This is a genomic window from Streptomyces sp. NPDC012769, assembly GCF_042901205.1.
GTDB lineage: Bacteria > Actinomycetota > Actinomycetes > Streptomycetales > Streptomycetaceae > Streptomyces.
In genome coordinates, this window is sequence record NZ_JBIBCP010000007.1 from 361,798 (window position 1) to 378,873 (window position 17,076).

At 74.1% G+C, this 17,076-nt stretch carries 15 protein-coding genes; 5 read left to right on the forward strand and 10 right to left on the reverse strand.

Annotated elements, in window-relative coordinates; all coding sequences use genetic code 11:
* Positions 1-5: 5 nt before the first annotated feature.
* The 8 genes from ACFY7C_RS32885 to ACFY7C_RS32920 form a co-directional block, all read right to left on the reverse strand.
* Positions 6-839 (reverse strand): class F sortase, encoded by an 834-nt coding sequence (locus tag ACFY7C_RS32885; RefSeq protein WP_389657858.1) that lies wholly within the window; start codon positions 837-839, stop codon positions 6-8.
* A complete protein-coding gene (locus ACFY7C_RS32890; protein WP_389657861.1) occupies positions 826-1,443 on the reverse strand; it encodes a hypothetical protein in 618 nt (205 codons plus the stop codon). Before ACFY7C_RS32890 ends, ACFY7C_RS32885 begins: the two co-directional genes overlap by 14 nt.
* Positions 1,444-1,621: 178 nt before the next feature.
* A complete protein-coding gene (locus ACFY7C_RS32895) occupies positions 1,622-3,055 on the reverse strand; it encodes a CitMHS family transporter (protein ID WP_389657864.1) in 1,434 nt (477 codons plus the stop codon).
* Between the two features lie 121 nt (positions 3,056-3,176).
* The gene (locus ACFY7C_RS32900) at positions 3,177-5,402 is read right to left on the reverse strand and encodes a molybdopterin-dependent oxidoreductase (RefSeq protein WP_389657867.1); all 2,226 of its coding nucleotides are present in this window, start codon (positions 5,400-5,402) and stop codon (positions 3,177-3,179) included.
* Positions 5,403-5,508: 106 nt separating this feature from the next.
* On the reverse strand, positions 5,509-6,171 hold the full coding sequence (locus tag ACFY7C_RS32905; protein ID WP_389658156.1) for a TetR family transcriptional regulator: 663 nt from the start codon (positions 6,169-6,171) through the stop codon (positions 5,509-5,511).
* Between the two features lie 19 nt (positions 6,172-6,190).
* The gene (locus tag ACFY7C_RS32910) at positions 6,191-7,483 is read right to left on the reverse strand and encodes a hypothetical protein (RefSeq protein ID WP_389657870.1); all 1,293 of its coding nucleotides are present in this window, start codon (positions 7,481-7,483) and stop codon (positions 6,191-6,193) included.
* A complete protein-coding gene (locus ACFY7C_RS32915) occupies positions 7,480-8,268 on the reverse strand; it encodes a hypothetical protein (RefSeq protein WP_389657873.1) in 789 nt (262 codons plus the stop codon). The genes ACFY7C_RS32910 and ACFY7C_RS32915 overlap by 4 nt, the downstream gene beginning before the upstream one ends.
* A complete protein-coding gene (locus ACFY7C_RS32920) occupies positions 8,265-10,460 on the reverse strand; it encodes a right-handed parallel beta-helix repeat-containing protein (protein WP_389657876.1) in 2,196 nt (731 codons plus the stop codon). Before ACFY7C_RS32920 ends, ACFY7C_RS32915 begins: the two co-directional genes overlap by 4 nt.
* Before the next feature lie 162 nt (positions 10,461-10,622).
* On the opposite strand from ACFY7C_RS32920, the gene hmgA reads away from it, so the two are divergent.
* The 3 genes from hmgA to ACFY7C_RS32935 are packed head-to-tail and all read left to right on the forward strand — an operon-like array spanning position 10,623 to position 13,999.
* Positions 10,623-11,936 (forward strand): homogentisate 1,2-dioxygenase, encoded by a 1,314-nt coding sequence (gene hmgA, locus ACFY7C_RS32925; protein ID WP_389657878.1) that lies wholly within the window; start codon positions 10,623-10,625, stop codon positions 11,934-11,936.
* A 50-nt stretch (positions 11,937-11,986) separates the two neighbouring features.
* Positions 11,987-12,736 carry a GntR family transcriptional regulator gene (locus ACFY7C_RS32930; protein ID WP_389657881.1) on the forward strand — a complete coding sequence of 250 codons (750 nt, stop codon included), beginning with the start codon at positions 11,987-11,989 and terminating at the stop codon, positions 12,734-12,736.
* A gap of 30 nt (positions 12,737-12,766) precedes the next feature.
* Positions 12,767-13,999 (forward strand): type ISP restriction/modification enzyme, encoded by a 1,233-nt coding sequence (locus tag ACFY7C_RS32935; RefSeq protein WP_389657884.1) that lies wholly within the window; start codon positions 12,767-12,769, stop codon positions 13,997-13,999.
* Positions 14,000-14,010: 11 nt separating this feature from the next.
* Here ACFY7C_RS32935 and ACFY7C_RS32940 read toward each other — a convergent pair whose 3' ends face one another.
* Complete coding sequence (locus tag ACFY7C_RS32940; RefSeq protein ID WP_389657887.1) at positions 14,011-14,724, reverse strand: TetR/AcrR family transcriptional regulator; 714 nt, start codon at positions 14,722-14,724, stop codon at positions 14,011-14,013.
* Positions 14,725-14,809: 85 nt separating this feature from the next.
* On the opposite strand from ACFY7C_RS32940, the gene ACFY7C_RS32945 reads away from it, so the two are divergent.
* Positions 14,810-15,769 carry an ATP-binding cassette domain-containing protein gene (locus tag ACFY7C_RS32945; RefSeq protein WP_389657890.1) on the forward strand — a complete coding sequence of 320 codons (960 nt, stop codon included), beginning with the start codon at positions 14,810-14,812 and terminating at the stop codon, positions 15,767-15,769.
* A complete protein-coding gene (locus ACFY7C_RS32950; protein ID WP_389657893.1) occupies positions 15,766-16,542 on the forward strand; it encodes an ABC transporter permease in 777 nt (258 codons plus the stop codon). Before ACFY7C_RS32945 ends, ACFY7C_RS32950 begins: the two co-directional genes overlap by 4 nt.
* A gap of 197 nt (positions 16,543-16,739) precedes the next feature.
* Here the strand turns inward: ACFY7C_RS32950 and ACFY7C_RS32955 are convergent, their stop codons facing one another.
* On the reverse strand, positions 16,740-17,012 hold the full coding sequence (locus ACFY7C_RS32955) for a hypothetical protein (RefSeq protein WP_345489897.1): 273 nt from the start codon (positions 17,010-17,012) through the stop codon (positions 16,740-16,742).
* Positions 17,013-17,076: the final 64 nt, after the last annotated feature.

Sequence of the window (17,076 nt, forward strand, 5' to 3'; positions counted from 1 at the left end):
CCGGGTCAGATCTCCCGTTCGACGCCCGTGAGATGGGCGAAGACCACGATGTTGGAGGCGTAGCCCTCCTTGGGGTCGAAGCTTCCGCCGCAGGTGAGCAGGCGCAGTTCGGGCCGGTTCGTGGCGCCGTACACCTCCTTGTCGGGGAAGGCCGACTTGGCGTACGTCCGCACCCGGTCGACCGTGAAGACGGCGACGCGGCCGTCGGCGCGGGCGATCCGGACCGTGTTGCCCGGCGAGAGCGAGTTGAGGTTGATGAAGATCGCCGGTCCGGTGCGGGTGTCGCGGTGGCCGACGACGACGGCGGTGCCGCGCTCTCCGGGCGACACGCCGTTCGCGTACCAGCCGACGATCCGGGGGTTGTCGACGGGCGGCGTGGCGAGTCGCCCGGAGGCGTCGAGGCCGAGTCCGAGCACGGGGGCCTCGATGGTGATGGCGGGGACGGCGAGGGCGGTGGGCCGGGACCGGCCCAGGGGCGCCGGCGGGGGCGGCGGCTCGGCGGCCGCCCGGGCCGCGCGACCCGAGGCGCCCCCGGTTCCGGTCCCGGCCGGGGCCGACACGCCGTGTGCGGCGGGCCCGGCGGCGAGCGCGGGGCCCGCCGGCTCCTCGCCCTGGGCCCACCAGACGCCGCCGGCGACCAGGGACACGGTCACCACGACGGTTCTGGCGAGCCGGAGGAGCCGGCGCTGCCGGCGGGTGGTGCGTCCGCGCGGGCGGCCGGGCCCGCGCGGGTGGGTCCGGTACGGGCTCCGCTCGTCCGGCGAGGAGGCCGGGAGCGAGACGGGGGCCCGGCCGGTGGGGGCCGTTCCGCGCGGGGGCAGGGACCTACGCGGCGCCATCGGTGCGGCGGCGGCGCGAACGGCGGACGAGGATCAGACCCGCGGTGCCCGCGAGACCCGCGGCGAGGGCCGATCCGACACCGAACGCGGAGCTGTCCTCGGCGGCGATGGTCTCCGCCACTCCGCCGCCGCCCGCACCGACGGGACCGTGCGGCGGCCTGCCGTTCCCACCACCGGGCCCGCCGTTGCCGTTCTCGGGGCAGTCGACCTTGAAGACCTTGTGCTTGGCCGCGTTGCTCTGCTGGCCGTCGAAGGTCCAGAAGAGCTTGTACTGACCGTCGGGGATCTTCTGGACCAGGCCGGTGGCGCCCGCGCCGTCGTCGAGGATGATCTCACCCGCCGCCGCCGAGCCGTTGACCGCGGGCTGCGGGGAGATCACCCAGTTGACCCGCTGCGCCGTGTCGAAGTTGAAGGCCGCGAGAGTGAACCGGCAGACCTTGGGGTTGTTGGCGTTGATCTCCTCCCCGGTCTGGGAGTCGTGGATCTTGACGTCGCCGTTGTCACCGGGCGCGGCGTAGGCGGCGGGCGCACCCGCCAGTGCGACGCCGCCGAGGACCAAGGCGGCGGCGGTGGAGAGCAGAGGGCGGACAGCCAGAGCGGTCATGCGGGGGTTCCTCCAGTCACGAGACGTCGGACAGATCAGCCGATAATCTGACTATCTGTTACGAAGTCGCTACCCAGTGCGCTCGCAACGCCGTACAACGCCTCGAATCCCCCGGACAGCCGCAAGCCCCGGTCGCGGAGAGCGACCGGGGCGGGCGGACGGGGCTTCGGATCCCGAATCAGATGATCCCGAAGAGGATCCCGGCCCCCAGCACCACCAGCGACGTCAGAGCCGCCCACTTCACCACGAAGCGGGTGTGGTCGCCGAACTCGACCTTCGCCATGCCGACCAGCACGTACACCGCCGGGACCAGCGGGCTCGACATGTGCAGGGCCTGACCGACGAGCGAGGCGCGGGCGATCTCCAGCGGCGACACGCCGTGCGCCGCGCCCGCCTCGGCGAGGACCGGCAGGACGCCGAAGTAGAAGCCGTCGTTCGACATGAAGTAGGTGAGCGGCAGGCTCAGCACACCGGTGACCAGGGCCATGTGCGGGCCCATGCCCTCGGGAATGGCGCCGACGAGCCAGTCGGCCATGTGCTTGACCATGCCGGTGCCGGTGAGCACGCCGGTGAAGACCGCGGCGGCGAAGACCATGCCGGCGACGTTGAGGACGTTGTCGGCGTGGGCGGCGATACGGGCCTTCTGGTCGGCCATCTGCGGGAAGTTGACGGTGAGCGCGAGCGCGGCGCCGAGCAGGAACAGCACCGGGATCGGCAGCAGCTCGAGGATCATCGCGGTGAGCAGGGCGACGGTGAGGCCGGCGTTGAACCAGTACAGCCTGGGCCGCAGGGTCGCCCGGTTGGGGTCGAGGCCCTGGAAGCCGTCCTCCTCGACCGGCGCGCCCTCGGCCGGCCCGTCACCGGCGTCCGCGCCGCCTGCACCGGGGGCGGGGGCGGAGCCCGTACGGGAGCCCGCACCGGTCCCGCCGCCGGCCTTGACCAGGACCGTCTCCGCCCGCGCCCCCGCCTGCGGCGCCAGCGCCTCGTCCAGGCTGAGATAGCCGATGCGCCGGCGCTCACGGCGCCCGAGGACGTACGCGAGGGCGAAGACGAAGAGCAGACCCACGCCGAGCGCCGGGATCATCGGCACGAAGACGTCTCCCGCGTCCAGCTTGAGCGCGGTCGCGGCGCGGGCGGTGGGGCCGCCCCAGGGCAGGGTGTTCATGACGCCGTTGGCCATGGCGGCGACACCGGTCATGACGACCAGGCTCATGCCGAGCCGCTTGTAGAGCGGGTACATCGCCGAGACCGTGATCATGAAGGTGGTCGAGCCGTCGCCGTCCAGCGAGACGATCGCGGCGAGCACCGCCGTACCGACCACGACACGCACGGGGTCGGCCTTGCAGAAGCGCAGGATGCCCCGGACGATCGGGTCGAACAGGCCGACGTCGATCATCACGCCGAAGTAGACGATCGCGAACATCAGCATCGCGGCCGTGGGCGCCAGCTTGCCGACGCCCTCGATGACGTAGTCGCCCAGCTGGGCCCCTTGTCCGACGGCGACGCAGAACAGCGCGGGAATGAGCACGAGCGCCGCGATCGGCGACATCTTCTTCATCATGATCAGGACCAGGAAGGTCGCGATCATGGCGAAGCCGAGGATGGTCAGCATGGGAGGACACCTCACGTTCACCCTTGAACTCCCGCCAGAGCGGCGGTCCGGATGACGGTAGGTGGCCCCTTCCGGCGTTAACAAGATGTTGACGCGTGAGCAATACGAGCAAAACCCCAGGTCACAGGGCCGGTGTTACGTGGACGGGGAAGCCGTTGAGGACGGCGGTGCCCGACAGGGGGTCGAGCAGCGAGCCGTCGAGCAGCTGGTTCACGTTGACCCCGGGCCGGCCGGAGGCGACCCCGAGCCGGGTGCCGGGGCGGTCGTGGCCCCAGCCGTGCGGGAGGCTCACGACACCCGGCCGCACGGTGTCGGTGATCTCCACCTCGGCCTCCAGCTCGCCGCCCTCCCCCTTGATCCGGGCTGCGGCCCCGGCCTCGAGACCGAGCCGGGCCGCGTCCTCGGGGTGGACCTGGAGGGTGCAGCGGTTGGAGCCGCCGCCGAGGGCGGGGATGTTGTGCAGCCAGCTGTTGTTGGAGCGCAGATGGCGCCGCCCGACGAGCCGGAGGGTGCCCGGGTCGGCCAGGGAGCCGAGCGCGGCACGCAGTCGGGGCAGGTCGGCGGCGATCGGCGCGGGCAGCAGCTCGATCCGGCCGCTGCGGGTCTTGAGCAGGCCGGGCAGGCGCGGCCGGAGCGGGCCGAGGTCGATGCCGTGCGGGGCCGCGCGCAGGGCGTCGAGGGTGAGCCCGTGGGAGCGTGCGTACGGTCCGAGGCGCAGCATCAGGTCCAGGCGCCGCTCCGGCCCGGTGGTGCCGGTGAGGCGCGCGGCGACGGCCCGGGGATCCTCGCCGTAGAGGGGCGAGTGCTCCTGGGTCACGGCCTTGGCGAGGGTGGTGTCGACGGCGAGCTCGTCGACGGCCGAGGGCGGGGCGCCGTGCATGCCGGAGACGGCGAGGACGAGGCGGGCGTGGATCTCGCACTCGTCCATGCGGCCGGGCTCCAGGGGCACGGCGGCGGGGGTGTGGCGCACCTGGTTGCGGACGGCGAAGCCGTTGAAGGCGAAGTCGAAGTGGGCGCTCTGCGAGGGCGGCGGCGGAGGCAGGACGACGTGGGCGTGCCGGGTGGTCTCGTTGAGGTACGGGTCGACGGCGACCATGAAGTCGAGGGAGCCCAGGGCCGCGTCGAGGCGCCGCCCGTCGGGGGCGGACAGGACGGGGTTGGCGGCGATGGTGACGACGGCCCGGATGCGGCCCTCCCCCGGGGTGTCGATCTCCTCGGCGAGGGCGGCGAGCGGGAGTTCGCCCTTGGCCTCGGGGTGGCCGGAGACGCGGCTGGTCCAGCGGCCGAGCGCGAAGCCCTTGCCGGGGCCGGCCGGGCGGGGCGCGGGGGCGGTCGCGGAGAGCGGGAAGAGGGCACCGCCGGGCCGGTCGAGGTTGCCGGTGAGGACGTTGAGGACGTCGACGAGCCAGTTGCCGAGGGTGCCGTACGCGACGGTGGAGGAGCCCATGCGTCCGTAGACGGCGGCGGTGGGGGCGGCGGCCAGTTCGCGGGCGGTGGCACGGATGGCCTCGGCGTCCAGGTCGCAGTCGGCGGCGACCGCCTCCGGGCTGAACTCCCTTACCGCCTCGCGGACTTCGCCGACCCCTTCGACATGGGCGGCGAGGGGGCCGAGGTCGGTCAGGTCCTCCTGGAAGAGGGTGTGGACGAGCGCGGCGAGGAAGAGGGCGTCGGTGCCGGGCCGCAGGGCGAGGTGGCGGTCGGCGAGCCGGGCGGTGCGGGTGCGGCGCGGATCGACGACGGTGAGGGTTCCGCCGCGCCGGCGCAGCGCCTTGAGGCGGCCGGGGAAGTCGGGGGCGGTGCACAGACTGCCGTTGGATTCCAGCGGGTTGGCGCCGAGCATCAGCAGGTGGTCGGTGCGGTCGAGGTCGGGCACCGGGATGGCGAAGGCGTCGCCGAAGAGCAGCCCGCTGGAGACGTGCTTGGGCATCTGGTCGACCGTGGAGGCGGTGAAGAGGTTGCGGGTGCCCAGGGCGCCGATGAGCAGCGGCGGGTAGAGGGCGCCGGCGACGGTGTGGACGTTCGGGTTGCCGAGGACGACGCCGACGGCGTTCGGGCCGTGCTCCTCGATCAGCGGGCGGACGCGGGCGGCTATCCGGTCGAAGGCCTCCTCCCAGGTCGCCTCGCGCAGGACGCCGTTCTCGCGGACGAGGGGGCCGGTGAGCCGGTCGGGGTCGGCGTCGATCTCGGGGAAGGCGGCGCCCTTGGGGCAGATGAAGCCCCGGCTGAAGACGTCGTCCCGGTCGCCCCGGGCGGCGGTGACCCGGCCGTCGTCGACGGTGAGGGTCAGTCCGCAGGTCGCTTCGCACAGGGGGCAGATGCGCGGGGCGGTGGACGGGGCGGAGGACATGCGGTCTCCCAGGGGCGGCGGCGATGGCGCGCGGGCAAGCGCGAGCATACCGACCGGTAGGGAGGTGGGCCAGGGGCAAGGGCTTCAAGGCTTCGGACGGGAGCCCTTACCCGAGGGAGGGCGCGAGGTAGGCGTGGAGGAGGGCGCGGGTCTCGGCGATGAGCGCGGGGTCGCCGGCCGGGTCGGCGCGGAAGGCGAGGCGGAGGAGGGCGTCGGTGGCCTCGACGCAGACGAGGACCTTGCGGAGCAGGGTCTCGTCGGCGGGGCGGTCGAGGGGTGCGGCGAGCAGGCCGCAGATGCGCTCGGCGACCCGGCGGTTGGGGTCCTCGTCGCCGGTCTCGCCCGGGGGCGGGGCCTGGGCGGGGATGCCGAAGTCGACGAGGGCGAAGCCGGGCACGGTCCGCTTCATGGCGATGTACGCGTCGAGGACGGTGTCGATGGCGCCGGGGGCGTCGACGGCCGGGAGCGCGGCGAGCCCGGCGGTGATGCGGGCGGCGTAGCTGTCGAGGTTGCGGTGGGCGAGGGCGGCGGCCATGGCCCGCTTGTTGCCGAAGAAGCGGTAGACGGAGCCGATGGGGACTCCGGCGCGGGCGGCGACGGCGCGGGTGCTCAGCTGCTCGTATCCGGTCTCGTCGAGGAGTTCGGCGCAGGCGTCGAGGATACGGGCGAGGCGTGCGGCGCTGCGCTGCTGGACGGGTGCGCGGCGGAGCAGCGGGGCCTGACCCGCGGCGGGCGAGGGCTTCGGGGTGGGCTGGGGCACGGGAACCATCATGCCGTTCCGGTGGACGTCAGGCGATCAGCAGGCCGATGCCGCCGAGGGTGTACGCGAGCATCAGCGCGAACAGCGGGAGTTGACCGGCGACGGCACGGTCGGGCGGGAAGAGGCGGACGGAGCGGTCGTGCGCGGCGATGACGCCGAGGACGTGGCCGGTGACGACGGCCGTGACCTGGAGGGTGGCGAGCGCGCCGGGGCTCAGTGGTGGGGCGGGTGAGGGGGCGTTGTCAGTGCCCACTGCCATGATGACGGTGCGTGGTCCTTCGGTCACGAGGAGTGTGAAGTAGTGGGCGACGAGATAGCCGAGGGCGATGGGGAGGAGGGAGTGGGCGAAGGAGGCGAGCGGGGTGGTGAGTTCGCGGTCGAGCAGGCGCAGGGCGCCGGCGCACAGGCCGTAGAGCGCGGCGACGAGGGCGACGGCGGTGAGCAGGCCGAGCGTGGCGGTGGCGGTGCGGCCGAGGGGTGAGGTCTGGAGGGTGGTGAGCCAGCGGGGGTGGTCGGAGAGTCCGTCGTACGCGGTGGAGCCGAGCAGGACGCAGACGGTGGCGACGAGGCCGGGCCGGGGCGGGGTGGCGTCGAGACCGTCGAAGGGGGAGCGCACGACGAGGCGGCCGTCGGCGCGGCGGCCGAGCGGGGAGAGCCGGGCGAGGAGGGAGGAGTAGACCTCGAAGGGGTCGGCCTGGTCGAACCAGGCGGCCCCGTGGCGGGCGGCGCCGAGGAGTTGGACCGTGGCGTGGACGGCGAGGGCGGTCAGGAGGACGGGGGTGGTGGTGTGGGCGGGGGCGGCGAGTTCGAGCCAGGTGAAGAGGAGGAGTCCGGCGGCGGCGGGCCGGGTGCCGAGCCGGGCGGGGACCGGGCGGGGCGGGCGCCGGGCGGGGAGCAGGGCGTGCAGGGTGCGCAGGGGGTTGAGGAGCCGCCAGACGGGACCGAGGAGGAGGGAGGCGGGGACGAGGCCGACCCAGAGCAGCACGTAGACGGCGCCGGGGGCGGGGTTGCGGTCGGGGTCGTCGGGGCCGAGGAGGAGGTGCAGGACGAGGGCGGTCCCGGCGGCGGCGCCGAGCAGCCGGAGGGCGGCGCGGGTGACCGGGGCGTCGGCGAGGCGCTGGAGGGCGGCGGGCAGGGGGCGGCCTGCCCGGTCGCCGCGGAAGCGGGAGGTGGACCAGAGCAGGCCGAGGGAGAGGAAGGAGACGAAGAGCGCGGCGAAGGCGCCGGCGTAGGCGTAGAAGGGCGAGAGGGGCAGGTCGTGCTGGGCGCCGACGCCGTGGGCGAGGGTCAGCGCCGGCGAGTGGTCGCCGAGGCCGGTCATCGGACGACGAGTTGGGTCAGCACGAGTCCGGACCCGTGGGTCTCGACGTCGAAGAGGCCGGTGCGGTCGGCGGTGAGGGTGAGGGTGGCCGCTCGGCCGGGAGACAGGGCCGCCTCACGGTCGTAGCCGTGGACGTGGAGGGTGTCGGCGCGGTCGGCGGTGACCTGGAGGGTGAGACGTTCGCCCTTCTTCAGTTCGACCCGGGAGGGGGGTGGTTGTACGGAGTGTCCGCGGATGGTGATCGTGAGGGTGCGGCCGGTCGGCTCGGTGGGAGCTCCGGTGGCGGCCGCGGGGGCCCCGAGGCGGATCGTGGCCTCGACGGGACGGCCGGCGACGGCCCAGGCGGTGTGGTCGTCGGCGTGGAGCCGGACGGTGAGGGTGCGTGCGCCGGCCGGGACGTGCGCCCAGGGGGCGTAGGCACGGGCGGTCTCGCGGCCGTCGAGGTGGAGGCGGGCGTGGCCCCGGCCGGGGAGGGCGGCGCCGCCGGTGCTGTCGGGGGTGAAGCGGAACCTCTCCACCACCAGGTGGACGTTCCAGCCGCCCTCGCTGTCGGGGCGGGCCTCGATCCGCACGGTCGGCGCCCCGGCGGCGGGCACCTCCCGCAGCCGGTGCCCGGAGCCGTCCTGGGTGGTCAGCAGGGTGCCGTTGCCGCCGGTGGCCTCCTGGTGGCCGGTGCCGGGCTTGTGGTGGGTGGTCGGTCGCCCGCCGCAGCCGGTGGCCGTCACGGCACCCAGGACCAGGACGAGGAGCGCGACGACCGCGCGGGGCGGGGGGCGCCGGTTCACGCGGCGCCGCCCGTGGGGGCCGGGGCGGGGGCGGGCGTCGGGCCGGCGTCACCGGCTTCTCCTCCACCGGGCCCGACCTCACCGCCACCGGGCCCGACCTCACCGCCACCGGGCCCGACCTCACCGCCACCGGGCCCGACTTCGCCGCCACCGGGCCCGACTTCGCCGCCGTCGGGTTCGGGGCGGCGGGCGCCCGAGACGATCACCGCCCACAGGACCCAGGCGACGGCGAGCAGGGCGCGGGTCCAGGCCGGGCTCAGCGGGATCCAGGGGATCATGAGGACCGCCTTGTCGAAGGCGTCGAGGAGGGTGAGGGCGCCGAGGACGAGGGTCGTCCACGCGAAGGCCGGCCGGCGGGGGCGCGCGGCGCGCAGGGCCACGCCGAGGGCGGTCCACCACAGGCCGGTGAGCAGCAGCGCCAGGGCCGGGACGAGGGTCGGGGTGAGGGCGAGGGTCGAGCCGGCGACGTCGAGGGCAAGGCCGGCGAGACCCGCCGCGGTCGCCACGGCGGCGAGGCGGCTGCCGCGCAGCCGGCGCCGCCACAGGACGGTGCCGACGAGGGCGAGAACGGCCGCGGCGCCCAGGGCGAGCTGGGTCTCGACGCGCTGGATGCCGCGCGCGCCGTACCAGTCGCAGCCCGCGGGCAGGCGGCGGGCCTGGACGTCGTAGTCGGCGCAGACGAGGAGGTGGGCGAGTTTGGCGGGCTCGCCGACGAGGCGGCGGGTGTCGCCGGAGACCTCGCCGCGGCGCGCGCCGCAGTCGGGCAGGGCGTAGGGGGTGGTGGCGCCGGAGTCGGACTGCCAGCAGTTGCCGCTGCCCTGGCCGTCCCACCACACGGCGGTGCGGTTGGGGCGGGAGGCGCCTGAGCGGTCGACGCCGAGGTGGTTCCCGGCGTAGCGGTTGTGGTGGGAGGTGTCGGTCTGCTTGCCCCACGCCGACTCGCCGCGGATGAAGGCGGGGACGGCGCTGAGGAAGAAGGCGGCGCGGCGGTGGCCGTAGATCCAGTTGTCCTCGTAGAGGTTCCAGTTGCCGCCGGCGGTGATGATGCCGGTGCCGGGCGGCATGGAGATCTGCGGGCAGACGACGCCCTGTTCGTAGCCGCGCTCGGCGGGCGGCCTGGCGCAGGTGCCGTCGGCGACGTGCCGGTAGTAGTCCTGGTTGTTGTCGTGGATCAGGTTCCGCTCGAAGCGGGCGTGGTTCTGCGGGAGTCCGGGGTGGCCGGGGAAGGCGGAGTCCATGGAGGCGCCGCCCATGTTGTGGTCGAACTCGTTGTCGTGGACGTGGACGGAGTCTCCGGCGGTGCCGCTGTAGCCGACCATGTTGTGGTGGCTGCGGCAGCCGGTGATCTCGATGGAGTAGCGGGGGACGTCGTAGCCGCGGCCGTCGTTGATGTTCGAGGCCGAGCCGGGGTAGATGCCCGAGTCGCCGTTGCCGTAGGACTCGCAGTTCTTGTACAGGCCGTGGTCGGAGGCGAAGGTGAGGAAGCCGTACTCGTCGTTCCAGCGGGTGAGGACGTCGTCGATGACGAAGCCGTCGCCGGCGAGGACGTAGAGGGAGTTGAACGTGGTGCGCTGGGCGGTGAGGTTGCGGAAGTAGACGCCGTCGGAGCGGTCGGCGCGGATCGCGTTGAGCTTGGTGTATCCGGCGTCGATGACGACGTCGAGGCGGGAGGCTCCGGTGCCCTCGATCTGGAGGTCCTTCTTGCCGAGGATCGCGACCAGGTTCTGGTTGTGGGGGCACTGCTCCTGCTGCTCGTAGCTGAGGACCTGGTAGCCGAAGGACGAGGTGGGTGCCTTCAGCGAGGCGCAGGCGCCGGTCGGCGCGGGCCGGGAGGGCTCCTCCTCGTAGAGGCCGGGCAGGATCGCGATGGTCATGCCGGGCCGGTCGACCGCGTCGACGGCCTGCTGGAGGTGGCGGTGGCCGCCGCGCAGGCAGCGGTCGAGGAGGGCGAGGTTGCGGGCCTTGAGCTCGGCCGGGAAGCCCGCGATCCGGCGGGCGAAGCCGGCCCGGTCGTCCTTGCAGACGAGCAGGTCGGGCTCCCCCGTGCGCAGCACGGGAACGCTGCCCGTGCCGTCGGGGAAGGTGACGGGCCGCTCCTCGTGCGCCTGGGCGGCGGGGGCGGTGGACAGGGCCGCGGCGAGCGCCGCGAGCACGACCGAGAGCGCGAGAACGAACCGTCGGGTCCATGACATGCGCGTGAGAGTAGAGCAATGTTCATGTTTTGGAACCCCCCGTGCGCCCACCCCGTCCAAGAAAGCCCGGCAAAGCCCCGGCCCGGCCCCGTTGACGCGGGCGGGAGCGGAATCCTACGGTCATGCATAGGATTGTTGTGAGCGTCAGGACAGGAGCAGGCGATGAACGCGGAACAGGCGAGGAAGACGGCCGAAGCGCTGACCTACAGCACGGGTTTCGGCAACGAGCACAGCTCCGAGGCCGTCCCCGGGGCCCTCCCGGAGGGCCGGAACTCGCCGCAGCGCGCGCCGCTCGGCCTCTACGCGGAGCAGCTCAGCGGCAGCGCCTTCACCGAGCCGCGGGCGCACAACCGGCGGTCGTGGCTCTACCGGATCCGCCCCTCGGCCGCGCATCCCCCCTTCACCCGGATCGACAACGGCGCCCTGCGCAGCGCGCCCTTCACCGAGACCGTGCCCGACCCGAACCGGCTGCGCTGGAACCCGCTGCCGGAGCCGGCCCCCGGCACGGACTGGCTGGCCGGCCTGTGGACCCTCGGCGGCAACGGCGACGCCGGCCAGCGGGCCGGCATGGCCGTGCACCTCTACCACGCGAACGCGTCCATGGAGCGGGTCTTCAGCGACGCCGACGGCGAGCTGCTGATCGTCCCCGAGCGCGGCGGCCTTCTGCTGCGCACCGAGCTCGGCGACCTCGCGGCCGGCCCGGGCGAGGTCGCGCTGATCCCGCGCGGGGTGCGCTTCCGCGTCGAGCTCCTGGACTCCACCGCCCGCGGTTACGTCTGCGAGAACTACGGGGCGCCGTTCCAGCTGCCCGACCTGGGCCCGATCGGCGCCAACGGTCTGGCCAACGCCCGCGACTTCCGGGCACCGGTCGCCGCGTACGAGGACGTCGAGGGCCCGGTCGAGGTGGTCAACAAGTACGGCGGCAACCTCTGGTCCGCGACCTACGGCCACTCGCCGCTGGACGTCGTCGCCTGGCACGGCAACCACACCCCTTACGTCTACGACCTGCGCCGCTTCAACGTCATCGGGACGATCTCCTACGACCACCCGGACCCGTCGATCTTCACGGTGCTGACCTCGCCCTCGGACACCCCCGGTCTCGCCGGCGTCGACTTCGTCGTCTTCGCCCCGCGCTGGCTGGTCGGCGAGGACACCTTCCGGCCGCCGTACTTCCACCGCAATGTGATGAGCGAGTACATGGGCCTGATCGAGGGCGCCTACGACGCCAAGGCGGAGGGCTTCGTGCCCGGCGGCGGCTCGCTGCACAACATGATGTCCGCGCACGGCCCCGACCGGGAGACCTTCGACAAGGCCAGCGCCGCCGAGCTGAAGCCGCAGAAGATCGACGACGGCCTCGCCTTCATGTTCGAGACCCGCTGGCCGGTCACCGCCACCGCCCAGGCGGCCGGCGCCGACCACCTGCAGCGCGGCTACGACGACGTATGGCAGGGTCTTGAGCGCCACTTCCGGCCGTAAACAGCCGTGACATCCGGCCGGGTGTCTCATAGTCGTCGTTGGAGAGAGCCGTGACCGCCTTCGCTCCCGACTCGCTGGTCCTGAACCGGAAGCTGCCGCTCTGGTATCAGGTCTCGCAGTCGCTGCGTGCCTCCATACTGGGCCGCACCCCCGACGCCTCGCTGCGGCTGCCCACCGAGGAGCAGCTCGCCGCGCACTACGGCGTCAGCGTGCTGACCATGCGCCAGGCCCTCAAGGAGCTGGAGGAGGAGGGCCTGATCAGCAGGCACCGGCGGCGCGGCACCTTCATCGAGCCGGGCGCCCGGCGCTCCACCCCGCGCCGGCTGCTCGGCTCGATCGACGCGATCGTGGCCCAGCAGTCCGGCGAGCGGACCACCGTGCTCGGCCACGGCACCGAGCCGGTCCCCGGCGAGATCGCCGAGTATTTCCCCGGCACCGCGGAGGTCGCCGTCTTCCGCCGGCTGCGCGCCGACGGCGAGAGCGGCGAGCCCACCAACTGGGCGGAGAACGCGGTGCTCCCCGAGGTCGCCGCCGGCATCGACCCGGCCGACCTGGAGCGCTGGCCCATGACGAAGGTGCTGCGGGACGTGGTCGGCGTCCGCATCAGCCGCATCACCGACACCGTCGAGGCCCGCCTCGCCGACCCGGAGACGGCCGCCCTGCTCGACGTGCCGCTGCTGTCTCCGATCCTGCACTACACGGGTGTGACCTACGACGACGACGGCCGGGTCGTCGACGTGGCCCGCATCCGCTACCGCGGCGACCGCTTCTCCTTCACGGTCACGGTGGAGGCCCAGTAGCGAGACACCCCGTGGTCGCCCTTCGTTAGCATGCGGGGCGTGACGCGAGCCCCTGGACCGGACGCACCCACGGACGACGTGCCGCTGCTGGACGACCTCATGCCGTGGTCGGTGGCGCCGCTGCGGCTGGGCCGCTCCTGGATCGTGGCCCCGGACCGGCGCACGCTCAGGGCGCGCTGGGACCGGCTGGTGGCGGCGGAGGGGGCGGAGCGGGAGGCGCTGTTCCGGGCGAGCCGGGCGCGGACGCCCGCGAGTTCGGTGGCGGCGCTGCCCGGGCAGCGGACCGGCACCGTGCGACTCGCGCGGGAGACCGGGCCCTGTCCGGAGCCGGTGCGGCTCGCGCACGGGCCGTTCGACGAGCAGTGGCTGCTGCCGGACCACCGGCTGATCGACGCCGCCCGGCCCGAGCTGTGGCGGGTCGCCGACGACCACCAGCTCTTCGCCGTCGAGCAGGGGTACGTGCCGGGCGCGGCCGGTCCCGCGCTGTTGGTGACGGCCGTGTTGCCCGACGGCCGCTCCCCCGCCGGCCGCCCCGGCCGCATCCGTCCGCTGTTCCGCCGCCCCGGCGGCCGGGAGCCGAACCTCGCGCCCGGGCTGCTGCCGCTGCTCACCGCGCGGTACGGACACGAGGTCGCCGCCCCGGACGTGCTGGCCTGGACGGTGGCGGCGGCACTCCCCTCCCCCGCCGGCTGCCGGGTGCCGCTGCCCGAGGACCCGGCGGTGTGGGCGCAGGGCGTGGCGCTGGGACGGGAGCTCATGGCGGTGCAGCTGCGCGGGGCCCGGGGCGGCGAGCGGCCCCGGTTGCCCGGTGGCCGCAGGCCCTATGTGCGGGAGGCGATCCCGGCGCGGCCGGCGGTGCTCGCGTACGACGCGGAGGAGGAGGTCCTGAGCCTGGGCGAGGGCCGCGTCTCCCCCGTGCCGGAGAGCGCCTGGGACTTCGAGGTGGGCGGCGCGCGGATGCTGGAGCAGTGGTTCGCGCACCGGACGGCCCCGGCCGAGCCGGGCACGCTCGAGGCGATCGGGCCGGCCGCCTGGCCGCAGGAGTGGACCTCGGAGCTGCTGGAGCTGATCACGGTGCTGGCCCTGCTCGCCGGTCGCGCGCCGGAGTGCGCGGCGCTCGCGGCGCGCGCGGGAGCGGCCGGGTTGGGCCGGAGCGCGCTGCGGGAGGCGGGGGTGCTGCCGGTGCCGGACGGGGCCCGCCGGCCCGCGTCCGTACTGGACCACCAGGAGGAGGGGCCGGAGGGGCAGTTCGCGCTGTTGTAGCGGGGCGCAGCTCAGCTCTTCACGAAGGAGTCGAGGACGCGGTCGACCGTCCGCGCGAAGACGTCCTCCGCGTCGGGCGGCGGGGCGGCCTCGGTGAAGACGGCCGTCAGATGCGGATAGGCGCCGGTGGCCAGGCGGCTCGCCAGATAGGCCTGGCGTACGGCCTGCTCGCGCTCCTCGGACCAGGGCAGCGAGCGGGCCCGTTCGGCGAGGGCGAGTTCGTTGGCCACGAGGGTCATCACCGTGCCGTTGACCGTGGCGATGAGCTCCATCTTGGTGCCGCCCGGCAGGTCGAGCCCGTCGAGGCACTCCAGGCAGTGCTCCAGGAAGCGCAGGGCGTTGGGCCCGAAGGCGTAGCCGGTGGTCATCAGCCGGATCACCCACGGGTGGCGGCGCAGGATCTCCCGGGCCTCGCGGGCCACGGCCCTCATGTCGGCCCGCCAGTCGCCGCTGGGCCCGCCGCCGAGCTCGTACTCGCCGCTGACCCGGTCGACCATCAGCTCGTACAGGTCCTCCTTGCGCGGCACGTAGTTGTACAGCGACATGGTGCCGCAGCCGAGTTCGGCGGCGATCCGGCGCATGGAGACGGCGTCGATGCCGTCGGCGTCGGCGATGCGGACGGCCGCGTCCGTGATGTCCCCCCGGCTGTAGGCCGGTTTCGGGCCGCGGCCCGTGCGCTCGGGGCGCGCCCAGATCACTTCGGGTTCGGCCGCTCGGCCCGCCATCTCATCACCTCGTCGTCCCCATCGTAGTGAGGCCCGGCACACCACCTGGTTACGTACACCGTACGTAGTGCGCTAGGGTCGCCGCATGACGACTACGTACGCTGTACTTAGTGAGGGTCTGCAGAAGCGGTACGGGGAGGTCCACGCGCTGCGCGGGCTCGACCTCGCCGTTCCCGAGGGCACGGTCTGCGGTGTCCTCGGCCCCAACGGGGCCGGAAAGACCACCGCCGTCCGGGTGCTCACCACCCTCGTCTCCCCCGACTCCGGCAGCGCCCTGGTCGCCGGCCGCGACGTGGTGCGCGATCCGGCGGGGGTGCGCCGGCGGATCGCGGTCACCGGGCAGTACGCCTCCGTCGACGGCGACCTGACCGGCGCCGAGAACCTGCGGCTCTTCGCCCGGCTGCTGCGCGCCCCGCGCTCCCGCGCCGACGAGCTCCTGGAGCGGTTCGGGCTCACCGAGGCCGCCGGCCGGCCCGCCCGCACCTACTCCGGCGGCATGCGCCGCCGCCTCGACCTGGCCGCGAGCCTGCTCGTCCGGCCGAGCGTGCTCTTCCTGGACGAACCCACCACCGGGCTCGATCCGCACAGCAGGGGCGAGATCTGGGACGTCGTACGGGGGTTGGCGTCCCAGGGCACGACCGTGCTGCTGACCACGCAGTATCTGGAGGAGGCCGATCGGCTCGCCGACGAGGTCGTCCTCGTCGACGGGGGCCGGGCCGCCCACCGAGGTACCCCGGCCGAACTGAAGGCGCTGATCGGCAGCTACGCCCAGGTCGTGGTCGCCCACGCCTCGTTCCTCCAGGAGGCGGCCGCCGTGCTCGACCGGCTCACCGGCTCCGCACCGGTCCTGGACGCCGGGCACCGCACGGTCGGCGCGGTCACCACGGACCCGACGCTCACCCTGCCCCGGATCGTGCGGGAGGTCGACGCGGCCGGGATCCCCCTGGTCGACGCCTCTCTCCGGCCGCCCACCCTCGACGAGGTGTTCCTGCGCCTCACCGGCCGCGCGCCCCGTCCCGCCCCCGCCCCGGAGGTCGCCGCATGAGCACCCTCGTCCACGACGGCACCGCGATCCTGGGCCGGCATCTCCTGCGGATCCGGCACGCCCCGGCGATCACGGTCATGACGCAGACCATGCCGATCGTCTTCCTGCTCTTCTTCGGGTACGTCTTCGGCGGCGCCCTCGCCATGCCGGGCGCCGACTACCGGGCCTATCTGGTGCCGGGCATGCTGGTGGCGACAGCCGCGAACGGTGTGATGACGGGCATGTTCCAGGCGGCCCAGGACACCCACCGGGGGGTGACGGACCGGCTGCGGACGATGCCGGTGAGCCGGGCGGCGGTGCCGCTCGGGCAGGCCCTCGCCGATCTGGTGACCAGCACGGCGGGCATGGTCCCGCTGCTGCTCGTCGGGCTCGCGATGGGCTGGCGGATCGAGGGCACGGCCGTGGAGGCGCTGGCCGCCGTCGGACTGCTGCTGCTGTTCCGCTTCGCCGCGACCTGGGTGGGCATCCTGCTCGGGCTCGCCTCGCGCAGCGAGGAGGCGGCGGGCCAGCTGGGCAGCGCCACCTTCATGCTGCCGCTGCTCTCCAACGCGTACATCCCGACCGACGGGATGCCGGGCTGGCTGCGCACGGTCGCGGAGTGGAACCCGATCTCGGCGGTGACGACCGCCGTGCGCGAGCTGTGCGGGAACGCGTCCGTGCCGGCGGACGCGGCCTGGCCGGTGGCGCACCCGGTGGCCGGGGCGCTGCTCTGGTCCCTGGCGCTGATCGCGCTGTGTGCTCCGGTGGCCGTCAGGCGCTACGCCCGCACCTGACGCGACTGACGCACCTGACGCCCCGGTGACGCACCGGACGGTCCGACGACCGGGGCGGCCGGGGCGCTCCGGACAGGAAGAGGCGCCGGACGGGCGGGGACACGTCCGGCGGTGCGGTCAGGAGCGGGCCGTGGGCCGAGCGGGTGCGGGCGGGAGGGGTGCGTCGGGATACGCGGATGCCCGCCCCGGACGGCCCGTCAGCCGTGGTTGCCGAACAGCGAGCGGCGCAGTCGGCGCAGCGGGGCGAAGAGCGAGACCCGCGAGCTGCGGCTGCGGTGACCGTGCACCGGCACCTCGCGCGTACGCGTCGTCAGTTCCCGCATGAGCAGCGTCGCCTCGGCCGCCTCGCGCTGGGGCACGGCGGGACCGCCGAGCACCGCGAGATGGCGGTCGAGTCGCGAACTGGTCGCGCTGCTCCCGCAGGTGATGGCAGGCACACGCGGCCTGCTGCGCATCGTTATCTGTTCCATGTCACTCCCCACCCGTACGAGGGCACCCGGCCCGGGCAGGTTAACCCTATCGCTCCGCTACGAC

Coding starts and splice junctions, on each gene's coding strand:
- ACFY7C_RS32885 (WP_389657858.1), bottom strand. CDS start 839: ATGGCGCCGCGTAGGTCCCTGCCCCCGCGCGGAACGGCCCCCACCGGC.
- ACFY7C_RS32890 (WP_389657861.1), bottom strand. CDS start 1,443: ATGACCGCTCTGGCTGTCCGCCCTCTGCTCTCCACCGCCGCCGCCTTG.
- ACFY7C_RS32895 (WP_389657864.1), bottom strand. CDS start 3,055: ATGCTGACCATCCTCGGCTTCGCCATGATCGCGACCTTCCTGGTCCTG.
- ACFY7C_RS32900 (WP_389657867.1), bottom strand. CDS start 5,402: ATGTCCTCCGCCCCGTCCACCGCCCCGCGCATCTGCCCCCTGTGCGAA.
- ACFY7C_RS32905 (WP_389658156.1), bottom strand. CDS start 6,171: ATGGTTCCCGTGCCCCAGCCCACCCCGAAGCCCTCGCCCGCCGCGGGT.
- ACFY7C_RS32910 (WP_389657870.1), bottom strand. CDS start 7,483: ATGACCGGCCTCGGCGACCACTCGCCGGCGCTGACCCTCGCCCACGGC.
- ACFY7C_RS32920 (WP_389657876.1), bottom strand. CDS start 10,460: ATGTCATGGACCCGACGGTTCGTTCTCGCGCTCTCGGTCGTGCTCGCG.
- hmgA (WP_389657878.1), top strand. CDS start 10,623: ATGAACGCGGAACAGGCGAGGAAGACGGCCGAAGCGCTGACCTACAGC.
- ACFY7C_RS32935 (WP_389657884.1), top strand. CDS start 12,767: ATGCGGGGCGTGACGCGAGCCCCTGGACCGGACGCACCCACGGACGAC.
- ACFY7C_RS32940 (WP_389657887.1), bottom strand. CDS start 14,724: ATGGCGGGCCGAGCGGCCGAACCCGAAGTGATCTGGGCGCGCCCCGAG.
- ACFY7C_RS32945 (WP_389657890.1), top strand. CDS start 14,810: ATGACGACTACGTACGCTGTACTTAGTGAGGGTCTGCAGAAGCGGTAC.
- ACFY7C_RS32950 (WP_389657893.1), top strand. CDS start 15,766: ATGAGCACCCTCGTCCACGACGGCACCGCGATCCTGGGCCGGCATCTC.
- ACFY7C_RS32955 (WP_345489897.1), bottom strand. CDS start 17,012: ATGGAACAGATAACGATGCGCAGCAGGCCGCGTGTGCCTGCCATCACC.